Below are 17,274 nucleotides of genomic sequence, written 5' to 3' on the forward strand. Positions count from 1 at the left end.
GCGCCTTGCGCGCTGCCCCATAACCCCATTAGCGGCCCTAGGCCTTGCGCCCAGCACAAAAAATACTTTTTACAACCACCCAGACTTTTTCAACTTGATGTATAAGGCGATACATCCCACCACCGTGATCCCGAGTGTCACCGGATAACCCCAGGCGTCGTTCAGCTCCGGCATGTCTTTGAAGTTCATCCCGTAGAGGCTGAAAATCACCGTGGGAATCGCCAAAATTGCCCCCCATCCTGCCAGCTGCTGTACCACCTCATTCTGATGAACCGACACCAGCGCCAGATTCACATGCATGGCGTTAGCCAGCATCTCACGCATGTCGTCAGTGGTGGTCACCACCTGATGGGCGTGGTCCTGCACGTCACGCAGGTAGGCGCGCAGTGACTTAGGCACCAGCCCTTCATGATGCTGGATCAGCTGATTACAAATATCTCCCATCGGCAGCGCGGCGTTGTGCAGGCTGAGCAGCTCACGGCGCAGGCGATAAACCTGATGCACCGCGTTCTGATCAAACTCGGACTTGAACATCCGCGACTCAATCTGCTGAAACTGCTGCGTGTACTCATGCAGAATGGTCAGATAGTTATCCACTATCATGTCCAGAATGGCATACAGCGCGTAACCCGGACCTTTGGCAAGCAAGTCCGGGCACTCCTCCGCATGTTTGCGCACCTGCGCATAGCTGGAAGAGGCGCCGTGGCGTACCGTAATCAGGAAATTCTTGCCGACGAACAGGTGCGTTTCACCATACTGAATGGTGTCGCCAACCAGCTGCGCCGTTTTGACCACGATGAAAAGTGACTCACCGTACTGCTCGATTTTAGGGCGCTGATGGGCGGTCAGCGCATCTTCAATCGCCAGGTCATGCAGGCCAAACTCCTGCTGAATCTCGCGCATATAGCTGTTGTCAGGCTGCACCAGTCCAAGCCAGACAAAGGTGTCTGGCGCCTTGATGACTTCGCTGATGTCTTCGATAGTCACCTGCTGCAATTTCTTACCATTGCGGTAGGCGACGCTGCTTATCACCGAATCAGACTGCGCTTTCGTCTCGTTGTCATTGCTCATGGATTGTCAACCGTCTCGGCCGGGCCAAAAACGTGATAGGTCGGTAGCTTGACGTCCTGGTAAGGTTCCCAGCCACCGCCGAGCGATTTATACAGCGACACCAGATCGGTGCTGGTCTGTACCTTGGCCTCGGCGCTTTGCTGTAGCGCCTGAGCCAGCTGGCGCTGTGCGTCGAGCACGTTAATGAAGGAGACGAGGCCTTTTTTGTAGCCATCGGTCGCGAGGTCGAAGCTGGTTTGCAGCGCGCTTGCCGAATACTCCAGACCGTTAACGCGGTCCTGATCGGTGCGGTAGCTCACTAACGCGTTATCAACGTCCTGCAGCGCGGTCAGTACCGTCTGGCGATAGTTGAGCACCGCATTAGCCTGCTGCGCACGCGACAGTCGTACGCTGGAGACCAGTCGTCCGCCCTGGAAGATAGGCAGAGAGACCTGAGGTCCGAAGGAGAAGAAGTGGCTGCTCCAGTCGGTCAGATATCCCGAGTCGGTGTTACGCAGGCCAAGCTGTCCGCTCAACGAAATGCTGGGGAACATCTGCGCGACCGAGACCCCGATATTGGCGGTAGCAGAATGGAGATCCGCCTCTGCCTTACGCACGTCGGGACGACGGCGCGCCAGCTCTGACGGGATACCGACCGAAACCATGGCCGGAATAGCCGGCAGCGGTTTGACCTGAGTCAGTTCTCCGTCCAGCGAGCCTGGGATCTGCCCCAGCAATACCGCGAGACCGTTCATCGCCTGACGTTCCTGAGCCTGATACTGCGGCAGCTGAGCACGCAGCGAACCGAGCTGTGCACGCGCGTTCTCGACGTCAACCTGCGGCGCGAGGCCGTGCTGAGAACGGCTCTGCGTCAGGTCCATCGTCTGCTGGGCAACGTCAATCTGCGTCTGAATGGTCGCGAGCACCGTTTGTGCGCCACGCAGTTGCAGATAGGTACGCGCTACTTCGGCCTCCAGTGAGACCAGCGCATCGTTGCGGCTTTCGACCGACGACTGAGTCTGGGCCTTGGCCATCTCGACCGAGCGACGGGTGCCGCCAAACAGGTCAAGTTCCCAGCTGGCGTCGAATCCGCCCTGATAAACGTTGACTGGACCGGTCGCCGAGTCAACCGCGCTCGCGGCTTCCGGGCTGATATCCTCAAGCTTGTCCTGAATACCGGTCGATTTTAGCTCGCCCTTAAGGCCAAGCTGTTGGCGAGTCATCTGCGCGGAGGCATTCACCGAAGGCAGCCATGCGCCCTGTGCCTGAGTCACCTGTTCACGCGCACCGGCGATACGCAGCACCGCCTGCTGTAGCGAAATATTTCCCGCGATGGCGCGGTCAATCAGGCTGTCGAGCTGCGGGTCCTTAAACGACTTCCACCACTGTGGGTCCGGCTGAGAGGCGAGGGCGATAGAGTCCGCCGGATTGTTGCGTGGCTGATTAATGTCGCTAAAAGCGCCCGGGGTTTTAGCATGCGGCGCCTGATAATCGGGGCCGACCGAACAGCCAGCCAGTGCCAGCGCCAGAACAGAGAGGGTAAAACGTGATACATAGGCCGACATAGTTAATGGGCTCCGGCACTACCTTCGCTCTTAACTGGCGAAAGCAGAAAACAAAATGGGATCAAAATACAGGTAACAAGGGCGCAATAGCTGAAGGTGTCGATGTAGGCGAGGATCCTCGACTGCGAAGACATCTCCTGATACATGCGGGCCGTCGCCAGCGTCGTCGGGTCGCCCACGACACTGGTGAAATCGCGGATCGCTGCCGCGCCTTTCTGTACCGCAATATTAAATTGCTCGTTCAGCGGGGTCATGTTGTGCACCATGTGTGCGCTGTTGGCCTGCGTTCGTTCGGTCACGCTGGTCGTGGCAAGCGAAATACCAATCGACCCGGCGACGTTACGGAACATAGTAAACAGCGCCGCACCATCGGCGTTCATTCTCTGTGGCAGGGTAATAAACGCGATAGTGGTCAGCGGCACAAACAGGAAGCCCAGCCCCATCGACTGCGCGCTGCGATACATCACCAGCGTGCCGAAGTTAATGTTAGGGACCAGCGTCATCGAATACACAAAAGAAGCCGACATGATGGCGAAACCAAAGGCTATCAGGTAACGCGTCTGAATTGACGGCATCAGCTTGAGCACCAACGGAATACTGAAGACCACTACCACTGCTCCCGGCGTCATCACCAGACCCGAGAGGGTCGCGGTATAACCGAGCTGTTGCTGGGCAAGCTGAGGAATAAGCACCGAGCTGGCGTAAAGGATAAGCGCCATACCGCCCATCAACAGGCTGGAAACCGCAAAGTTGCGGTCCTTCAGACAGCGCAGGTCAACCACCGGTTTCTTGGTATACAGTAGCCAGTACACCGCACCGACGATACCCACGGCGGCCAGCACGGCAAAGGTCACGATAAAGCTCGACTGGAACCAATCCTCGTCCTCACCCCGGTCCATCATGACCTGTAGGCAGCCAAGCCCCAGGGTAATCAGGCCGATACCGATATAGTCGATGCTCAACTTATCTTTGGATTTCTGCTCCCACGGCGGATCTTCCAGCAGCTGATAAATCGCAATCAGCGCAATGATCCCAATCGGGATGTTAATCAGGAATACCCAGCGCCAGCTGTAACTGTCGGTTATCAAACCGCCGAGTGTCGGGCCAAGGATAGGGGCAACGATAATCGCGATGGAGGAGAGACCGAACGCCTTGCCGCGATCTTCTCTCTTGAAGTAGTCCAGCAGTACCGACTGTTGTACCGGCTGCAAACCGCCGCCGAAGAACCCTTGCAGCAGGCGGAAGAGGATCATTTGCCACAGCTCGGTGGCTATCCCGCACAGGAAAGAACAGACGGTGAACATCAGGATACAGATCATGAAGTAGTTTTTACGGCCAAACGTTCGGCTCAGGAACGCAGAGACCGGCAGTACGATACCGTTTGCTACCAGGTACGAGGTCAGTACCCAGGTTGACTCGTCATAGCTTGAGGAGAGCGATCCCGCGATGTGCGGGAGCGCCACGTTGACGATGGTGGTGTCGAGTATCTCCATGAATACGGCGATGGTGACCACAATGGCCACCGCCCACGCATTACTCTTGGGGGCCCAACTTCTTTCTTCGCCACTCATTCAACGGTTACCGACGGTTCTACAGACAGGCCGAGCGGCAGCGGGTTCTTAGGATCATAGCCGCTGTCGATAACGATTTTAACCGGCACGCGTTGAACGATTTTTACATAGTTACCGGTAGCATTTTCAGCCGGGAAGGCCGAGAAGCGTGAGCCGGTACCTTGCTGGATGCTGTCTACGTGACCGTGTAACTCGATATTCGGATAGGCGTCGATTTTAATGTCCACCTTGTTGCCCGGCTTCATGCGTTCCAGCTGAGACTCTTTGAAGTTGGCGGCTATCCAGATGTCCGGTGAGACCAGCGAGAACAGGGAAGATCCGGCCTGCACCAGCGTACCGAGCTGAACGTTACGCATGGTGACGTAGCCATCAAAAGGTGCGCGGACGTTGGCGTAGGAGAGATTCAGGTCGGCCGTTTCCAGCTGGGCCTTGGCCTGCTCAACCTGTTGCTGACGTGCCTCGACGTTGGTTTCGGCGTTGCGAATTTGCAGTTGAACCTGTGACGCAACCTGCACCTGCGCTTTAGCGTTGGCCAGGTCGGCATTGGCAGAGCGCAGCTGGGCGTTGGAACTGTCGATATTTTGTTGAGTGGTTGCGCGGGGATCTACGCCGCGCTGACGACGGTAATCGGCCGTGGCGTTTTGTAGACTCGCTTCTGCGCGCGCTTCCTGAGCCTGGGCCTGCGCGAGCTGGGCAGGGTACTGGACCTTGGCCAAATCGTACTGAACCTGCGCCTGATGCAATTGGGAGACCGCCAGACCGAGCTGAGCGCTGGCCTGATCGCGCTGCGCCTGTGCGTCGCGTGGGTCAATCTGCACCACAAGCTGGCCTTTCTTGACGAATTCGTTGTCCTTGACCGCCAGATTCACCACGTAGCCCGAAATCTTCGGTGCGACGGTCACCGCGTTGCCTTCGGTAAAGGCGTCGTCGGTGGTTTCCAGATTGCGATTCAGGAACCAGAAAATGAGTGCTGCGATGATGATAACAATGACCACGATACCTAAAATGATCAGCGGCTTTTTGCCGGGACCTTTAGGATTTTCGGCATCATTTCCGTCGCCTTCTTTCTTTTGGCCGTGAGTGCTGTCATCGCCGTTGGTATGGCCTTCGCCAGATTTTACGTGCGTTGAGTTAATGCCAGGTTTAGTGCTGTCCGTTGCATCGTTGCCGTGCTGGGTCGTTTCTTTTTTGTTATCAGTCATGTTGTTATGATCGCTGGTTGTATTGCTCATCGAAGAGTCGGCACGCAGTATGCCTTGACGAGGATTTAAAAGAAGCTCGCTTTACCCTAGAAGATATTGTTGTAAATGCAAGTAAATTTAAGTCAGTTCGTTTAGCTTTTAGCCACTCCCCGCCAGATTGATCGGTAACGTTGGAAAAAATCTTTATGGCAAGATCAAAAAGTGGCAAAGTACCTCCCCAGCCGCAAAAACTTGTCACGATTATCACTTCGTTTATCAGGATTAATTCTCTTAGGTAGCTGCAGATTAGTCACTCATCTCTTTATTATTAAAAAATGTATATTTCAGGATAACTGTATGACAAACACGCCGACTTCTCCCGTGAGTCCAGACATGCCCTATAAAGGCCTGACCCGAATGGCCTCGCTGGTTTCACTGATCGTCGCGTTAGTGCTGGTGGGGGTAAAAGTCTGGGCGTGGGCGGCGACCGGCTCCATTGCGCTGCTGACCTCGGCGGCAGACGGGCTGGTTGATGTGCTGGCCTCGCTGGTCACGCTGATTGGCGTACGTTACGCGGGGCGTCCTGCCGATAAGGGGCATCGCTACGGACACGGTAAGGCCGAAGCCGTCGCGGCATTTGTACAGGCACTGTTGCTCGGTGGCGCGGGGTTGGTGCTGGGGGGCGAATCGATTGAACGCTTGATAAACCCTCAACCGCTGGCGGCCTTAGGACTCGGCATCTGGGTGATTATCGGCAGTTCACTGGCGGCGGTAGGGTTGGTGCTGATGCAGACCTATGTAGTAAAACGCACAGGATCCACGGCGATTGCCGCCGATCGTGCGCACTACGTTACCGACGTGGCGGTGAATATCGCCGTTTTGCTGGCGCTTGTATTGGAACATTACTTGGGTTGGACCCGCGCCGACTCCACCGGTGCGCTGCTGATTTCGTTTTACATGCTGTGGAATGCCAAAGGCATGGCGGCCGATGCGCTGAAGCAATTGCTGGACAGAGAGCTCGACGTTGAAGACCGCAAACGTGTCAGAGCGGCGGTGATGAGCTGCGAGGGCGTCAAGGGGGTGCACGATATCCGTACGCGTAACGGCGGTGACAGAGTGTTTGTCGAGTTTCACGTCGAGGTTGACGGCAAGCTGTCCGTTGACGTTGGGCATGATATCGGTGATGCGGCAGAGGCGGCAGTTAGACTGCTCTTTACCTCCGCCGACGTCACCGCGCACCTTGAGCCTGCCGGTATCGACGACGATCGCCTGGATGACCTGTTTAAATAAGTCGCTCCCCTGCCCGAGTCGTTGTTTGAGCGAGCCGGGCTAGGGCGCTATAGAAACGCAGTGTCGAGGGTGGCTCTTAACGCCACCATGGTCTTCTCCGCATGATGCATATGCTCGCGCATCACCTGCTCAACCTGCTGCGCATCTCTGCGCCGCATCGCATCGATTAAACGCGTCTGAAGGGCAATGCCTTCGCTGCGCTCGATGGGTTCTTGCCGCTTATAGATTTTTTTGCATACCGCCAGGTCCTTCAGCAGTCGCTGGAGAAAATGGCAGATAAAGGCCAACAGCACGTTGTCGGAATAGCTGGCTACCACGCCGTGAAAATCCAGTTCAGCCATAAGTTGATCCCAGCGTTCCTGATCGTTTGCCGGGTCGCGGTCGTAGACGCTAATCAGTTGCTGAAGCTGGTCAAAACCCGCCTCATCCATATTTTCTATGGCACTGACGGCGACCACTGGCTCCAGTGCTTTACGCAGGGAGTAGATATCGCTGATGGAGAGTTGACGGGTAAACAGATAGTTCGACAGCAGGCTCATGGCGCGGGTTTCGCTCATCGACTCGATAAACGCACCGCCGCCGGGTCCCGTTCGGGTGCGAATCAGCCCCTGAACCTCCAGGGATTTCAACGCCTCCCGCACCGTGCCTTTTCCTGCTGCGAAACGGGTTGTCAGGTCTTTCTCCTGCGGTAAACGATCCCCTGGCACCAGGTTATCGTTAATGATGGTCTTCTTTATCTCATCGGCAATCTGGTCCGTGCGCTTGCGTCGAGCCGGGTCGGTTACTGGACGGGTCTCTTTAATGCTTAGATCGCTAGTCATAATTTCCTTACCCTAATTAATAAGTTGCCCATAGTGATAATTCCGTTTCGGCAACCCGTCTTGACGAAGGTAACTGCACCTGCCTTCGCCAACGCTAGACGGATGAATATGAAGGATAGGCTAAATTTTCACTTTGGACGCTCAGGAGGCAACAAAACCTGAGCCAGAATTGAGACATCCCACGCGCGAGCGGGTTCAGAGAAATGTTTAATTATTCTTAATAATAGAAAGAGGGAGGGGATGCGAAAAGGGATAAGCGGGCCGACAGCCCGCGTGGGGAGGGGTTAGCGTTTGTTCTCTGGCTGGCAGCCGGAGCGGATGTCTTCGCAAAGCAGCGTAGCGCATCCCAGACTCAATTCTTTACGTTTTTGTGCATCACCGGGAATACGCGCCATTTGGTCGAGCATGCCCACAAAACACTGGCCCATTTGCGTGGCGCTAATGTCCTTGCGGTAAAGCCCGTTTTTCTGCTCTTTGGCAATGTTCTGACCGATAAGCTCTGCCAAACCCGCCTTGGTGGCAGTGCAGCCCGGCGGTTGGAAGAAGCCTATCTGGGTCAGGTCCGGATCCTCGGCCAGAAAGTCGAGAAGCTGCTGAAAACTCAGCGCAACGCGGTCAAACACCTCTTCCGCGTGCGCCTCGCCTTCAATCAGAAACGTCAGCGTCAGGGTCTCCAGGCGTGAACGAAATTCGGTCATCAGGTCTTCATAGGCCATCTCTTTACTCTCAAAATAGCAGTAAAAAGTGGGCTGCGAGACGCCGGTTGCCTTAACGATATCGCTGACCTTGGTGTTGTGATAACCCAATCGGGCAAACTCCGCCGCCGCATGACGGCGAAGGTTGGCGTGGGTTCTCTCACCTTTGGAAAGGGAGACGCCCTTTGCAGGGGCGCTCTCTTTGGCAGGGGAAGACGTTTTGTTTTGCATCACGACTTTCACAGATCCTTTTCTGAAAGATTTATGCGCTTTCGCTGGCAAATTCACGGTTTGAAGCCCGGCTGGCCACCACTAGTACCAGACCCAGCAGCGCGAGAACGGCACCGGCCGGTGGGATCCACGCATAGGTCAGGCCTGAACTCAGCACGCCGCCACCCAGTGCAGCACCGAGCGCATTGCCGAGGTTAAAGGCACCGATATTGACCGATGACGCCATGCCCGGCGCTTCATGAGCGGCGTCCATCACGCGCATTTGCAGCGGTCCAATCAGTCCGAACGACATCATCCCCCACAGTACCATAGACACTGCAGCACCGATGTGACTTGTCACAGAGAAAGGCATGATAAACATCGAGGCGGCTAACAGGCTGAAGAACAAGATTAAGGTGCCATCAACCGAGCGGTCAACCAGCTTACCGCTGATATAGTTACCGAGGGTGAAACCAACGCCAATCAGCATCAGCATTGCGGTAACGAACTCACCGGAGGCATGGGTCAGCCGCTCAAGGATGGGCGTAATATAGGTATAAAGGGTGAACATCGCACCGGCACCCAAAACAGTCGTCGCCAGCGAGCGTAGGACCACAGGGCGCACCAGAACGGAGAGCTCTTTCTTCACTTCCGGCATTTTACCCGCTTCACCTTTCGGCAGCGTCTTGGCGATACCTATCATCGCGATAACGCCAAGCACGGCGGTCGCGGCAAAGGTGGTACGCCAGCCAATCGTCTGTCCAATCATGGTGGCGACCGGCACACCGCCGATGTTGGCGATAGTCAGACCGGAAAACATTATTGCCACTGCGCTACCGCGTTTCTCGACCGGTACCAGGCTGGTGGCAACCAGCGCGCCGAGGCCAAAGAAGGCACCGTGTGAGAAGCTGGTGACCACGCGCGACAGCAGCAGCAGGGTGTAATTAGGGGCAATAGCGGACAGCAGGTTACCAATAACAAAAATGCCCATCAGCAGCACCAGCGCCGATTTACGGCGATAGCGGCTCATGAACAGCGTCATCAGCGGTGCGCCAATCATCACGCCGATAGCGTAGGCGCTGATCAGCAGTCCGGCGGTCGGGATAGAAACCCCAACGCCGGTGGCAATGGTTGGCAAGAGACCCATAGGCGCAAATTCGGTGGTACCGATCCCAAATGAACCCAGGGCCAATGCCAGCAGTGGCAGTTTGGACGACATAGCTCGAACCCTCAATATGTTGATTATTATGAATTAAGTATTTTTATTGCTGTGTAGATGCGATGGAAATTAATCGTGCAGATGTTTTGCTGATTAAAATCTTACTTACTAGTAAACTTACTTACAAGTAAGATTTGGGCGAAGAGGGGAGCAATCTGTGCTGTCAGAGAGGGAGAGGGTGCGTGACCCTGTCACTTATTGTTGAGAATCGACAATCTCCTGATTCACCCATTGCAGCAGCTGTTTGACGGCCTTAGAGAGAATTTGGTTCTGTCGCAAAATATAGCCAAGGCGGGTTGCAGGGAACTCCGGCAGGGGCGTGATTTTAGTGGTCAGGTTGGTTTTGCTGTGCAGTGAAAACTCCGGAACCAGTGCCACGCCGAATCCTGCCTCCGCCCAGTCGATTTGTGCATCCACGCTGCCGACCTCCATCACCCGATAGCGCGGCAGATTAAGTAACGGCAGCGCTTGATCCAGCAGGTCGCGAGTTCGAGTATCGTGACCCAGCAAAATCAGCGTAGGTTGATCGGCATGGAGGGTGCTTTCAGGCTGCTGCTCGCGCTGCCATAGCTCAAGATTGTTGCCCAGCGCACACCATTTAATCTGCTGTAGTTCGGTAAAGTACAGCGGTTGGCTCTCTTTTTGCTCAATAACGAAGCCGAGATCGGCCTTGGCGTTTTTGACCAGCTCCGATGCCTGCGAGGAGGTAGTGTTCAACAGCGTAAAGTCGATGCCGGGAAACTGTTTCTTAAACAGCTGGAAAGGTTTGATAAGCAACAGACGCGAGATGATATCGCTGGCGGCAATGGTGAGCGTACCGCGGCTTTGATCGTTAATCGCGTTGAGGTCCGCCTGACAAACCTGAAGCTCCATCAGCGTTCTCTGGCTGGTATCCAGCAGGCGATAACCCGCCTGCGTCAGCCGAAAGGGATTGCGCTCGATAAGCTTGACCCGCGTGGTCTGCTCCAGTTGCTTGACGTGCAGACTGACGTTCGGCTGTGTCATGTGCAGCGCGGCGGCGGCTTTCCCAAAGTGTTGTAACTCCGCCAGCGTGACGAACGTTTTTAACCAGTTAATATCCAGCATGTTATTGGCCTTTCAGGAGCAGTTTCCAAAAATTTTCTGCAGCCATTATATGAGATTCTTATTGAGATGATAATTATAATTAATTTCTCATATTTGAATCATGGGCATAGCATGACTCCTTAATCAATGAGGAGAGTTGAATATGCCGTCGATTGTAGTGGTAGGTGCAAACTGGGGCGATGAAGGCAAAGGCCGCATCGTAGATTTACTGGCAGCCGATGCCGCAGCAAGTATCCGTTTTCAGGGCGGTAACAACGCGGGTCATACCGTTGTTAACGACTTCGGTACCTTTAAGCTGCACCAGTTACCTAGCGGCATTTTCAACAAAGGCTGCGTTGCCGTTCTCGGCCCGGGCATGGTTATCAGCCCAGCGGCGCTGACTCAGGAAATCGCCGAAGTTAAAGCGGCGGGCGTTGACGTTAAACTGTGTATCTCTGACCGCGCTACTCTGTGCCTGCCGCTGCACGCACTTGAAGATACTCTTGAAGAACAACGTCTTGGCGATGCAGCTTACGGCTCAACTCGTCAGGGCATCGCGCCAGCCTACGGCGACCGCGTAATGAAAAAAGGCATCCTGATCGGTTGGTTGAACCAGCCTGAAGTTCTGCAGGAACGTATTCAGTTCATGCTGGACTGGAAACTGCCACAGCTGAAAGCGCTGTACCCAAGCTTTGACTTCACCCAGACCGCTGCAGAAATGACCGCATGGCTGCTGGACGTGACCGCACCATGGCGTGAATTCATCTGCAACGTGACCGAGCCACTGAAAGCCCTACAGAAACAAGACGCTAACCTGCTGTTCGAAGCCCAGCTGGGTGCAGGTCGTGACCTGGTTTACGGCGAATACCCGTGGACAACCTCTTCAAACGTGACCGCCGCTTATGCAGGTATCGGCAGTGGCTTACCGGCTCTGCGCCCTGAGCGTGTGATTGCGGTGGCTAAAGCATTCAGTTCTTCTGTCGGTACCGGCACGCTGGTTACTGCCATGGAAGAGCAGGATAACTTCCGTGAGAACGCTAACGAGTTTGGCGCAACCACCGGTCGTCCACGTGACATGGGTTACTTTGATGCTGTCGCCACCCGTAACGGCGTTGAGCTACAGGCTGCGACTGAAATCGCCCTGACCAAGATCGACTGCCTGTCCGGCCTGGCTGACCTGAAAATCTGTGTCGCCTACGCGGGTGAGCACACTGAAAACCCAATCTGGCCACAGACTGCTGCACTGGCACCTGTTTACGAGCAGATGGAATCCTGGAGCGAAGACATCACAGGCTGCCGTACCTTCGAAAGCCTGCCGGTGGCTGCACAGCGTTACGTTGAGCGTATCGAAGAACTGATGGGCGTTCGCGTCAGCATGGTTTCTGTCGGTCCAGAACGTGACCAGATGATCAATCGTTAATCATTGATTAATCAAAAATTACCGAGCCCTGCTATCTCTGTGAGCAGGGCTTTTTTGTATGCTGCGCTGGCGTTCCCCTCCCGCCGATGCCTGTCTCGGCAATTTTCTCTTCCTGTTATTACTCACGGCATTAACGCTATTTCTAATGAGGCTATTCGGCCGCAATGTTCACGTTTCGTGACGAGCCAGGGAGCGCCGAATGTCTTTCCACCGCTGACACAGCTTGCGATGCCTGACTTTGGATGGCGTTTAAACGACAAGCAGATTGCTCACCTCGCGACCTTCATCCGCAGCGAATGGGGTAAAACACTGTTCAACGCAGTAGCAATAACTCTGTTTCGCGCTCTGTCCCCAGAGCGCGATTCTCATGCAGGCCGACTTTTCAAATCATCCGTACCTTCATTATCTCATTCACTCTGGTTGTATAAGCGGGCGACAGCATCTCACGCTTCATCTCCCAGCTTCTTTCGACGCCTTGACCGGCGAACCAGACCCGGCCTTTACCGTCTTTGTGAATCAAATCAATCGCCGCCATCAGCTGTTCGCTGTTGGCGCGAGGTTTGATTTCATCGAATAATCCGAGCTGAGCCACGCCCTGGCTGTAAAAGTCACCCAGCATGACGCCGCATTTTTGGAAACGATGCCCCTCTTTCCAGAGGTCATCCAGGCACTTGGTCGCCGCCGCGATAATGTCCCGCGTATCCTGGGTCGGGATTTGCAGCTGGATGGAGCAGCAATTGCCGTAGTAGTCCTCGCCGTCGGCGAAGGGGCTGGTTTTGGCAAACGCCGAGATATGACGGCAGTACCGATTCTCTTTGCGCAACTTTTCTGCTGCCCGCACGGCGTGGCTGCAAATCGCCTCACGCATCAAGCTATATTGACTCACGCGATCGCCAAAAGATCGCGAACAGATGATTTGCTGCTTGGTCGGCGCCAACTCTTCGGGTTCAAGACAAGGCTCGCCGCGCAGTTCACGCACGGTACGTTCAAGGACTACGCTGAAATGTTTGCGGATAAGCGCCGGAGAGGCGTCGGCGAGCTGTAAAGCGGTATTGATGCCCATCGCGTTAAGCCTTTTCGATATCCGCCTGCCGACGCCCCAGACTTCGCCCACCTCGATAAGTGCCATCAGTTTGCGCTGGCGAGCGAGGAGGGAGAGGTCGACCACGCCCTCCGTCTTGCTCCATTTTTTAGCCGCGTGGTTTGCCAGTTTGGCCAGCGTCTTGGTGGGGCCGATGCCCACGCCCATCTTCAGGCCGGTGCATTTATCTATCTTGTCCCTGATTTCGTGGCCAAACGTTTCGAGATTTTTGCAATTGCTGACCCCTTGCAGGTCGATAAACGCCTCATCGATAGAGTAGATTTCGACTTTGGGGCATATCTCCTCGAGGAGGGTCATCACCCGATATGACATATCGCCGTACAGCGCATAGTTGCTGCTGAAAATCGCCACCTTATGCTGTTCGCAGGCCTGCCGTACTTTGAAAAAGGGAGCGCCCATCTGAATGCCGGCCACTTTGGCTTCTTTATTGCGCGCGATAACGCAGCCGTCGTTGTTGGATAACACCACGATCGGACGCCCCTTCAGGTCCGGCCGGAATGCCGCCTCGCAGCTCGCGTAAAAAGAGTTAACGTCGGCGAGGGCAAACATTATTTAAACCCAGTGATGCTGAACGTCACCACGCCAAAAATTTCCAGTTCGTCTATGCCCTCGTGCAGAACGATCGGGGGAAAGTTCGGGTTCATGGGCTCAAGTTTGACCAACGGATGGGTGCAAAGGCGTTTAACGGTGTATTCACCGGCGACGGAGGCGATAACGATGTCACCGTGCTTCGCATCGAGGCTTCTGTCGACCACTAGCATCGATCCTTCGAAGATCCCGGCGTCGACCATCGAGATACCGGTCGCCGAAACGAAGTAGGTTGCGGCCGGATGTCTAATACATAGCTTGTTTAAATCTATGCTTTTTTCAATATAATCCTGCGCGGGAGACGGGAAACCGGCCGGGACCTTGTCCTGGAAATAAGGGAGTGGCATGTCGACGGGTGAACGTGCTGCACGGATAAAAGTCATTAGGATACCCATATGATTACTGGTTATATATACAGTATAATCATGTGGGGCACGATTTTGAAAGAGAAAAACAACAGAAAGTACTAAGGTGCTGAACCATAAAGAAACTTAATAATTATCCTTAAAAATCATATTTTTAATGAAATATTTTCAACTTAACCTTTTATTTTTCAATGAACTACCTGTGATTTATATTAAGCGGCATGTTATGGAGGAATAATAATGTTAAAAAAGAAACGCGACCGATAATCCGCTCTTGATTGAGCAATAAAAAACCTAACAGGGAGCCCCTTCATGAGTGCAATTGTTCGTCTGGCAACCTTGAAAGATGCCGCCGCTATCAGTCATTTAGCCGTGGCGACTTTTCACCTGGCCTGTCCTAAAAGTACACCTGCGGAGGATGTTCGAAACTACATCGAAACGAATTTGCAGATCGAATGCTTTGAAAATCTCCTCACCTCACCCAGCAGAAAGCTTCATGTTATTGAAGTCGATGGCAGAATTATCGGCTATAGCATGCTTAGCCTTGAGCCGGAGTCGGTAGGGATTCCTGAAGCGGATGGCATAGCGGAGCTGACGCGTTGCTATGTTCTGGCCGAGTTCCACGGGGCGGGCTATGCCCAAAAACTCGTTAGCGAAACGCTGCATAGCATAGAGGGCCACGTAAGATTGCTGGTGAATGAAGAAAACGGTCGCGCTATAAAATTCTATACTACTCATGGTTTTACGTCGGTTGGCGCGGCGTATTTTTATGTCGGGCAAGACAAGCATCGAGACCATGTCATGGTGAGATTCTAACGGGGAGCGGGCATGAATCGGGAAAATGCCTGGCTTTAAAATATCGATTACCCGTGACTGAAGCCGTCATGGGTTAATCCATTTGCTGGCGTGGAGAGCGCCGCTGTCGGTGTAGGTCAGCCAGGCTCGCTGGTTATTTTCTCTGCTCAACTGGAACCAGTCCAACGTATTAACGTGCAGTATTAACACGCCGAAATGAGCCAGTCCTTCCGCGTCATCCAACGGCTGCGTGCTGGCGTCATCAGCCGCAGCATGAAAGGCGAGACTGTCACCAGGAGGCCCTCCCGCGTAGGTACTTCTGGTTCTGGCAGAAAGCCCCCGCCACGCGGCACTGGCCTGTTGGCTTTCAAAAGTATACTGCTTAATGGTGCCCTCAAGGCGCAGCTGTAGCTTCTGCTGGTGGCCGTATCCCACGACCGTCACGCGAGGATGAGCCGCGATTTCCTGCCATTTAGGGCTGCGCGTATCGGTATGAAACTCAAGAATGCGCGCCAGCCTGTCCACGCGCCGTAAAACCACCATCCGGGCCTGCGGGTTGCCTGCGGTATCTACGGTGCAAAGGTTCAAATACCTGAAACCTGACTGGGGATCGCTGGCGGCGGTTTCCAGCGCCGTCCAGGCAGAGATATCGATGTCTTCAAGGCTTATCGGCATGATGTTGCTCCTGTCAATCCTGTCAATCCTGTCAATCCTGTCAGTTGGAGGGGGCCGCAGTGTGGTCAGTTCTTCCGTCAGCACCCTAAGAGTAATACATGTTCATGGGCTCATCTAATGGCCAGATTATGCAACAGCAATACTTTCCAATACTTGCCGTGAGTCACCGGGTTTAATCATGCCTTAAACAATCAGGGGATGATGTCTATGATGCAGTTTTCCAACGGCTTTTTGCTTAGCCTTTCACTATGCCTGGATATCGGGATCGCCAACATCGCGATGATCACGCTGGCGATGCAGCGGGGATATTTTCACGGCTTTTGGCTGGGTGTCGGAACCTGCATCGGTGACCTGATTTATGCGCTGCTTGCGCTGGCTGGAATGGCGATGCTGTTGCAGTTTACCGCCGTGCGTTGGGCTCTGTGGATAGGCGGCGGCGCAATGCTGGTGTGGTTTGCAGTGAAAATGCTTATCGCGGCGGTGAAGGCGGCGAATGAATTACCGGCCGCAAAGGAGAACCCGCAGCGGCCGCTGTTGCGTGAATTTGCGCGCGGTATCATGCTGGCAATGTCTTCACCCACCGCCATTCTATGGTTTGCGACGGTCGGTGGCGCGCTGATATCACAGATGGGGCAGCACAGCGTGGCGGCTTCCTCTCGATTTTTGGGCGGATTCTTTATCGCCGGGCTCGTCTGGACCTGCGTTTTATGCCTTGCGGGGAGTCTTGGCGGTAAATTATTGGGGCACCGACTGCTGAAATATTCCTATATTGCGTCGGCGCTAATTTTCAGCTATTTCGCGATTTATGTTATCGCTTCAGGCTACAGAGAATTTATTGCGCGCTGAACACACCTGCCGGGCATAGTGATGCGGCGTAATTCCCATCACTTTGCGAAAAGCATTAATAAAGTGGCTTTGGTCGTAAAAGCCTAACGCGATGGCGGTATCAAGGGGGTGAATACCGCTGCGCAACAGATCGCGGGCACGGTGCAGACGCAGCTGCATATGATACTGTAGCGGCGGTAGGCCCATCAGCTGGCTAAAACGTCGCACCAGATGATATTTACTCAATCCGCAAATCTGCGCCAGTTGGTCAAGCTGAGGCTTTTCAATCAGGTTTTCGCGCAGATAATCTTTGGCCCGTGCTACGGCCTGCTCGCCGTGCCTGTCCGCTGTGACCTCATCTTCCAATAGCGCGCCGCAGAGCAGCAAAAACTCCTGTTCCTGGGCATCGGCATCTTCATCTCTGGCCGTACTGGCATAGCGGCAAATTGCGTTAAACAGCGCCGGATTTTGCAATACGCCCTCGCGTAAGGCCGGAGCCTCAGCGCTGCTGCGCAAATTTTGCTGGTTGACTAAAGACTGGAGCGTTGACTGCGGGAGATGGACGCTGACGAACTCTACCGCCTGCTGCCCGAAACGGGATGACTGAACGGTCGCCGGGTTGTAAACGGTGATGTGTCCGCCGCAGACCTCGGCAGTTTTGCCGTCCATCCATATCGCTTCCGTGCCGGAGAGATTGGCGCTGATGACATATTCGTCGTGCAGATGTCGCGGAAAGAAATCCTCACACGCCACCACGCGTGAACATTCTATGCCCTTTCTGCTGAACCATTCTGATGACTGTAGCGACACGCCGATTTCATCCTGCCGGTGAGAGAT

16 protein-coding genes are annotated in these 17,274 nt (G+C 54.5%); 4 read left to right on the top strand and 12 right to left on the bottom strand.

What is annotated here, in order from left to right:
• Positions 1-69 precede the first annotated feature (69 nt).
• Genes corA through O1V65_RS04575 form a run of 4 tightly spaced genes read right to left on the bottom strand, consistent with a single transcriptional unit; the run spans position 70 to position 5,418 of the window.
• Positions 70-1,071, bottom strand: coding sequence for a magnesium/cobalt transporter CorA (gene corA, locus O1V65_RS04560; RefSeq protein ID WP_017490529.1), 1,002 nt, complete (start codon positions 1,069-1,071; stop codon positions 70-72).
• Positions 1,068-2,615 carry an efflux transporter outer membrane subunit gene (locus O1V65_RS04565; RefSeq protein ID WP_084912214.1) on the bottom strand — a complete coding sequence of 516 codons (1,548 nt, stop codon included), beginning with the start codon at positions 2,613-2,615 and terminating at the stop codon, positions 1,068-1,070. The genes corA and O1V65_RS04565 overlap by 4 nt, the downstream gene beginning before the upstream one ends.
• A 2-nt stretch (positions 2,616-2,617) precedes the next feature.
• Entirely contained in the window at positions 2,618-4,186 is a 1,569-nt protein-coding gene (locus tag O1V65_RS04570; protein WP_026110349.1) for a DHA2 family efflux MFS transporter permease subunit, read from the bottom strand.
• Positions 4,183-5,418, bottom strand: a complete 1,236-nt coding sequence (locus O1V65_RS04575; RefSeq protein ID WP_017490532.1) for an HlyD family secretion protein — start codon at positions 5,416-5,418, stop codon at positions 4,183-4,185. The genes O1V65_RS04570 and O1V65_RS04575 overlap by 4 nt, the downstream gene beginning before the upstream one ends.
• A gap of 306 nt (positions 5,419-5,724) precedes the next feature.
• On the opposite strand from O1V65_RS04575, the gene O1V65_RS04580 reads away from it, so the two are divergent.
• On the top strand, positions 5,725-6,657 hold the full coding sequence (locus tag O1V65_RS04580; RefSeq protein WP_227953014.1) for a cation diffusion facilitator family transporter: 933 nt from the start codon (positions 5,725-5,727) through the stop codon (positions 6,655-6,657).
• Between the two features lie 47 nt (positions 6,658-6,704).
• On the opposite strand, the gene O1V65_RS04585 is transcribed toward O1V65_RS04580, so the two are convergent.
• The 4 genes from O1V65_RS04585 to O1V65_RS04600 all read right to left on the bottom strand — a co-directional run bounded on the left by O1V65_RS04585 (position 6,705) and on the right by O1V65_RS04600 (position 10,688).
• Positions 6,705-7,478 (bottom strand): FadR/GntR family transcriptional regulator, encoded by a 774-nt coding sequence (locus tag O1V65_RS04585; RefSeq protein WP_017490534.1) that lies wholly within the window; start codon positions 7,476-7,478, stop codon positions 6,705-6,707.
• A 284-nt stretch (positions 7,479-7,762) separates the two neighbouring features.
• Positions 7,763-8,404, bottom strand: a complete 642-nt coding sequence (locus O1V65_RS04590; protein ID WP_227953016.1) for a TetR/AcrR family transcriptional regulator — start codon at positions 8,402-8,404, stop codon at positions 7,763-7,765.
• 31 nt (positions 8,405-8,435) lie between these two features.
• On the bottom strand, positions 8,436-9,602 hold the full coding sequence (locus O1V65_RS04595) for an MFS transporter (protein ID WP_084912217.1): 1,167 nt from the start codon (positions 9,600-9,602) through the stop codon (positions 8,436-8,438).
• Between the two features lie 195 nt (positions 9,603-9,797).
• Positions 9,798-10,688, bottom strand: a complete 891-nt coding sequence (locus O1V65_RS04600; RefSeq protein WP_017490537.1) for a LysR family transcriptional regulator — start codon at positions 10,686-10,688, stop codon at positions 9,798-9,800.
• Positions 10,689-10,830: 142 nt separating this feature from the next.
• Between O1V65_RS04600 and O1V65_RS04605 the strand changes: the two genes are divergently transcribed.
• Positions 10,831-12,087 (top strand): adenylosuccinate synthase, encoded by a 1,257-nt coding sequence (locus O1V65_RS04605; RefSeq protein ID WP_017490538.1) that lies wholly within the window; start codon positions 10,831-10,833, stop codon positions 12,085-12,087.
• Between the two features lie 382 nt (positions 12,088-12,469).
• On the opposite strand, the gene umuC is transcribed toward O1V65_RS04605, so the two are convergent.
• Positions 12,470-13,738, bottom strand: coding sequence for a translesion error-prone DNA polymerase V subunit UmuC (gene umuC, locus O1V65_RS04610; protein ID WP_017490539.1), 1,269 nt, complete (start codon positions 13,736-13,738; stop codon positions 12,470-12,472).
• The gene (gene umuD / locus O1V65_RS04615) at positions 13,738-14,160 is read right to left on the bottom strand and encodes a translesion error-prone DNA polymerase V autoproteolytic subunit (protein ID WP_017490540.1); all 423 of its coding nucleotides are present in this window, start codon (positions 14,158-14,160) and stop codon (positions 13,738-13,740) included. Before umuD ends, umuC begins: the two co-directional genes overlap by 1 nt.
• A gap of 294 nt (positions 14,161-14,454) precedes the next feature.
• On the opposite strand from umuD, the gene O1V65_RS04620 reads away from it, so the two are divergent.
• Positions 14,455-14,958 (top strand): GNAT family N-acetyltransferase, encoded by a 504-nt coding sequence (locus tag O1V65_RS04620; protein ID WP_165429159.1) that lies wholly within the window; start codon positions 14,455-14,457, stop codon positions 14,956-14,958.
• Positions 14,959-15,024: 66 nt separating this feature from the next.
• On the opposite strand, the gene O1V65_RS04625 is transcribed toward O1V65_RS04620, so the two are convergent.
• On the bottom strand, positions 15,025-15,612 hold the full coding sequence (locus tag O1V65_RS04625) for a pyridoxamine 5'-phosphate oxidase family protein (protein WP_084912218.1): 588 nt from the start codon (positions 15,610-15,612) through the stop codon (positions 15,025-15,027).
• 207 nt (positions 15,613-15,819) lie between these two features.
• Here O1V65_RS04625 and O1V65_RS04630 point away from each other — a divergent pair, with 207 nt between their 5' ends.
• Positions 15,820-16,458 (top strand): LysE family translocator, encoded by a 639-nt coding sequence (locus tag O1V65_RS04630; RefSeq protein ID WP_017490543.1) that lies wholly within the window; start codon positions 15,820-15,822, stop codon positions 16,456-16,458.
• Here the strand turns inward: O1V65_RS04630 and O1V65_RS04635 are convergent.
• A complete protein-coding gene (locus O1V65_RS04635) occupies positions 16,429-17,247 on the bottom strand; it encodes an AraC family transcriptional regulator (protein ID WP_084912219.1) in 819 nt (272 codons plus the stop codon). The genes O1V65_RS04630 and O1V65_RS04635 overlap by 30 nt on opposite strands.
• Positions 17,248-17,274: the final 27 nt, after the last annotated feature.

Source organism: Rouxiella badensis (genome assembly GCF_026967515.2).
In the GTDB taxonomy this organism is placed as follows: domain Bacteria; phylum Pseudomonadota; class Gammaproteobacteria; order Enterobacterales; family Enterobacteriaceae; genus Rouxiella; species Rouxiella badensis.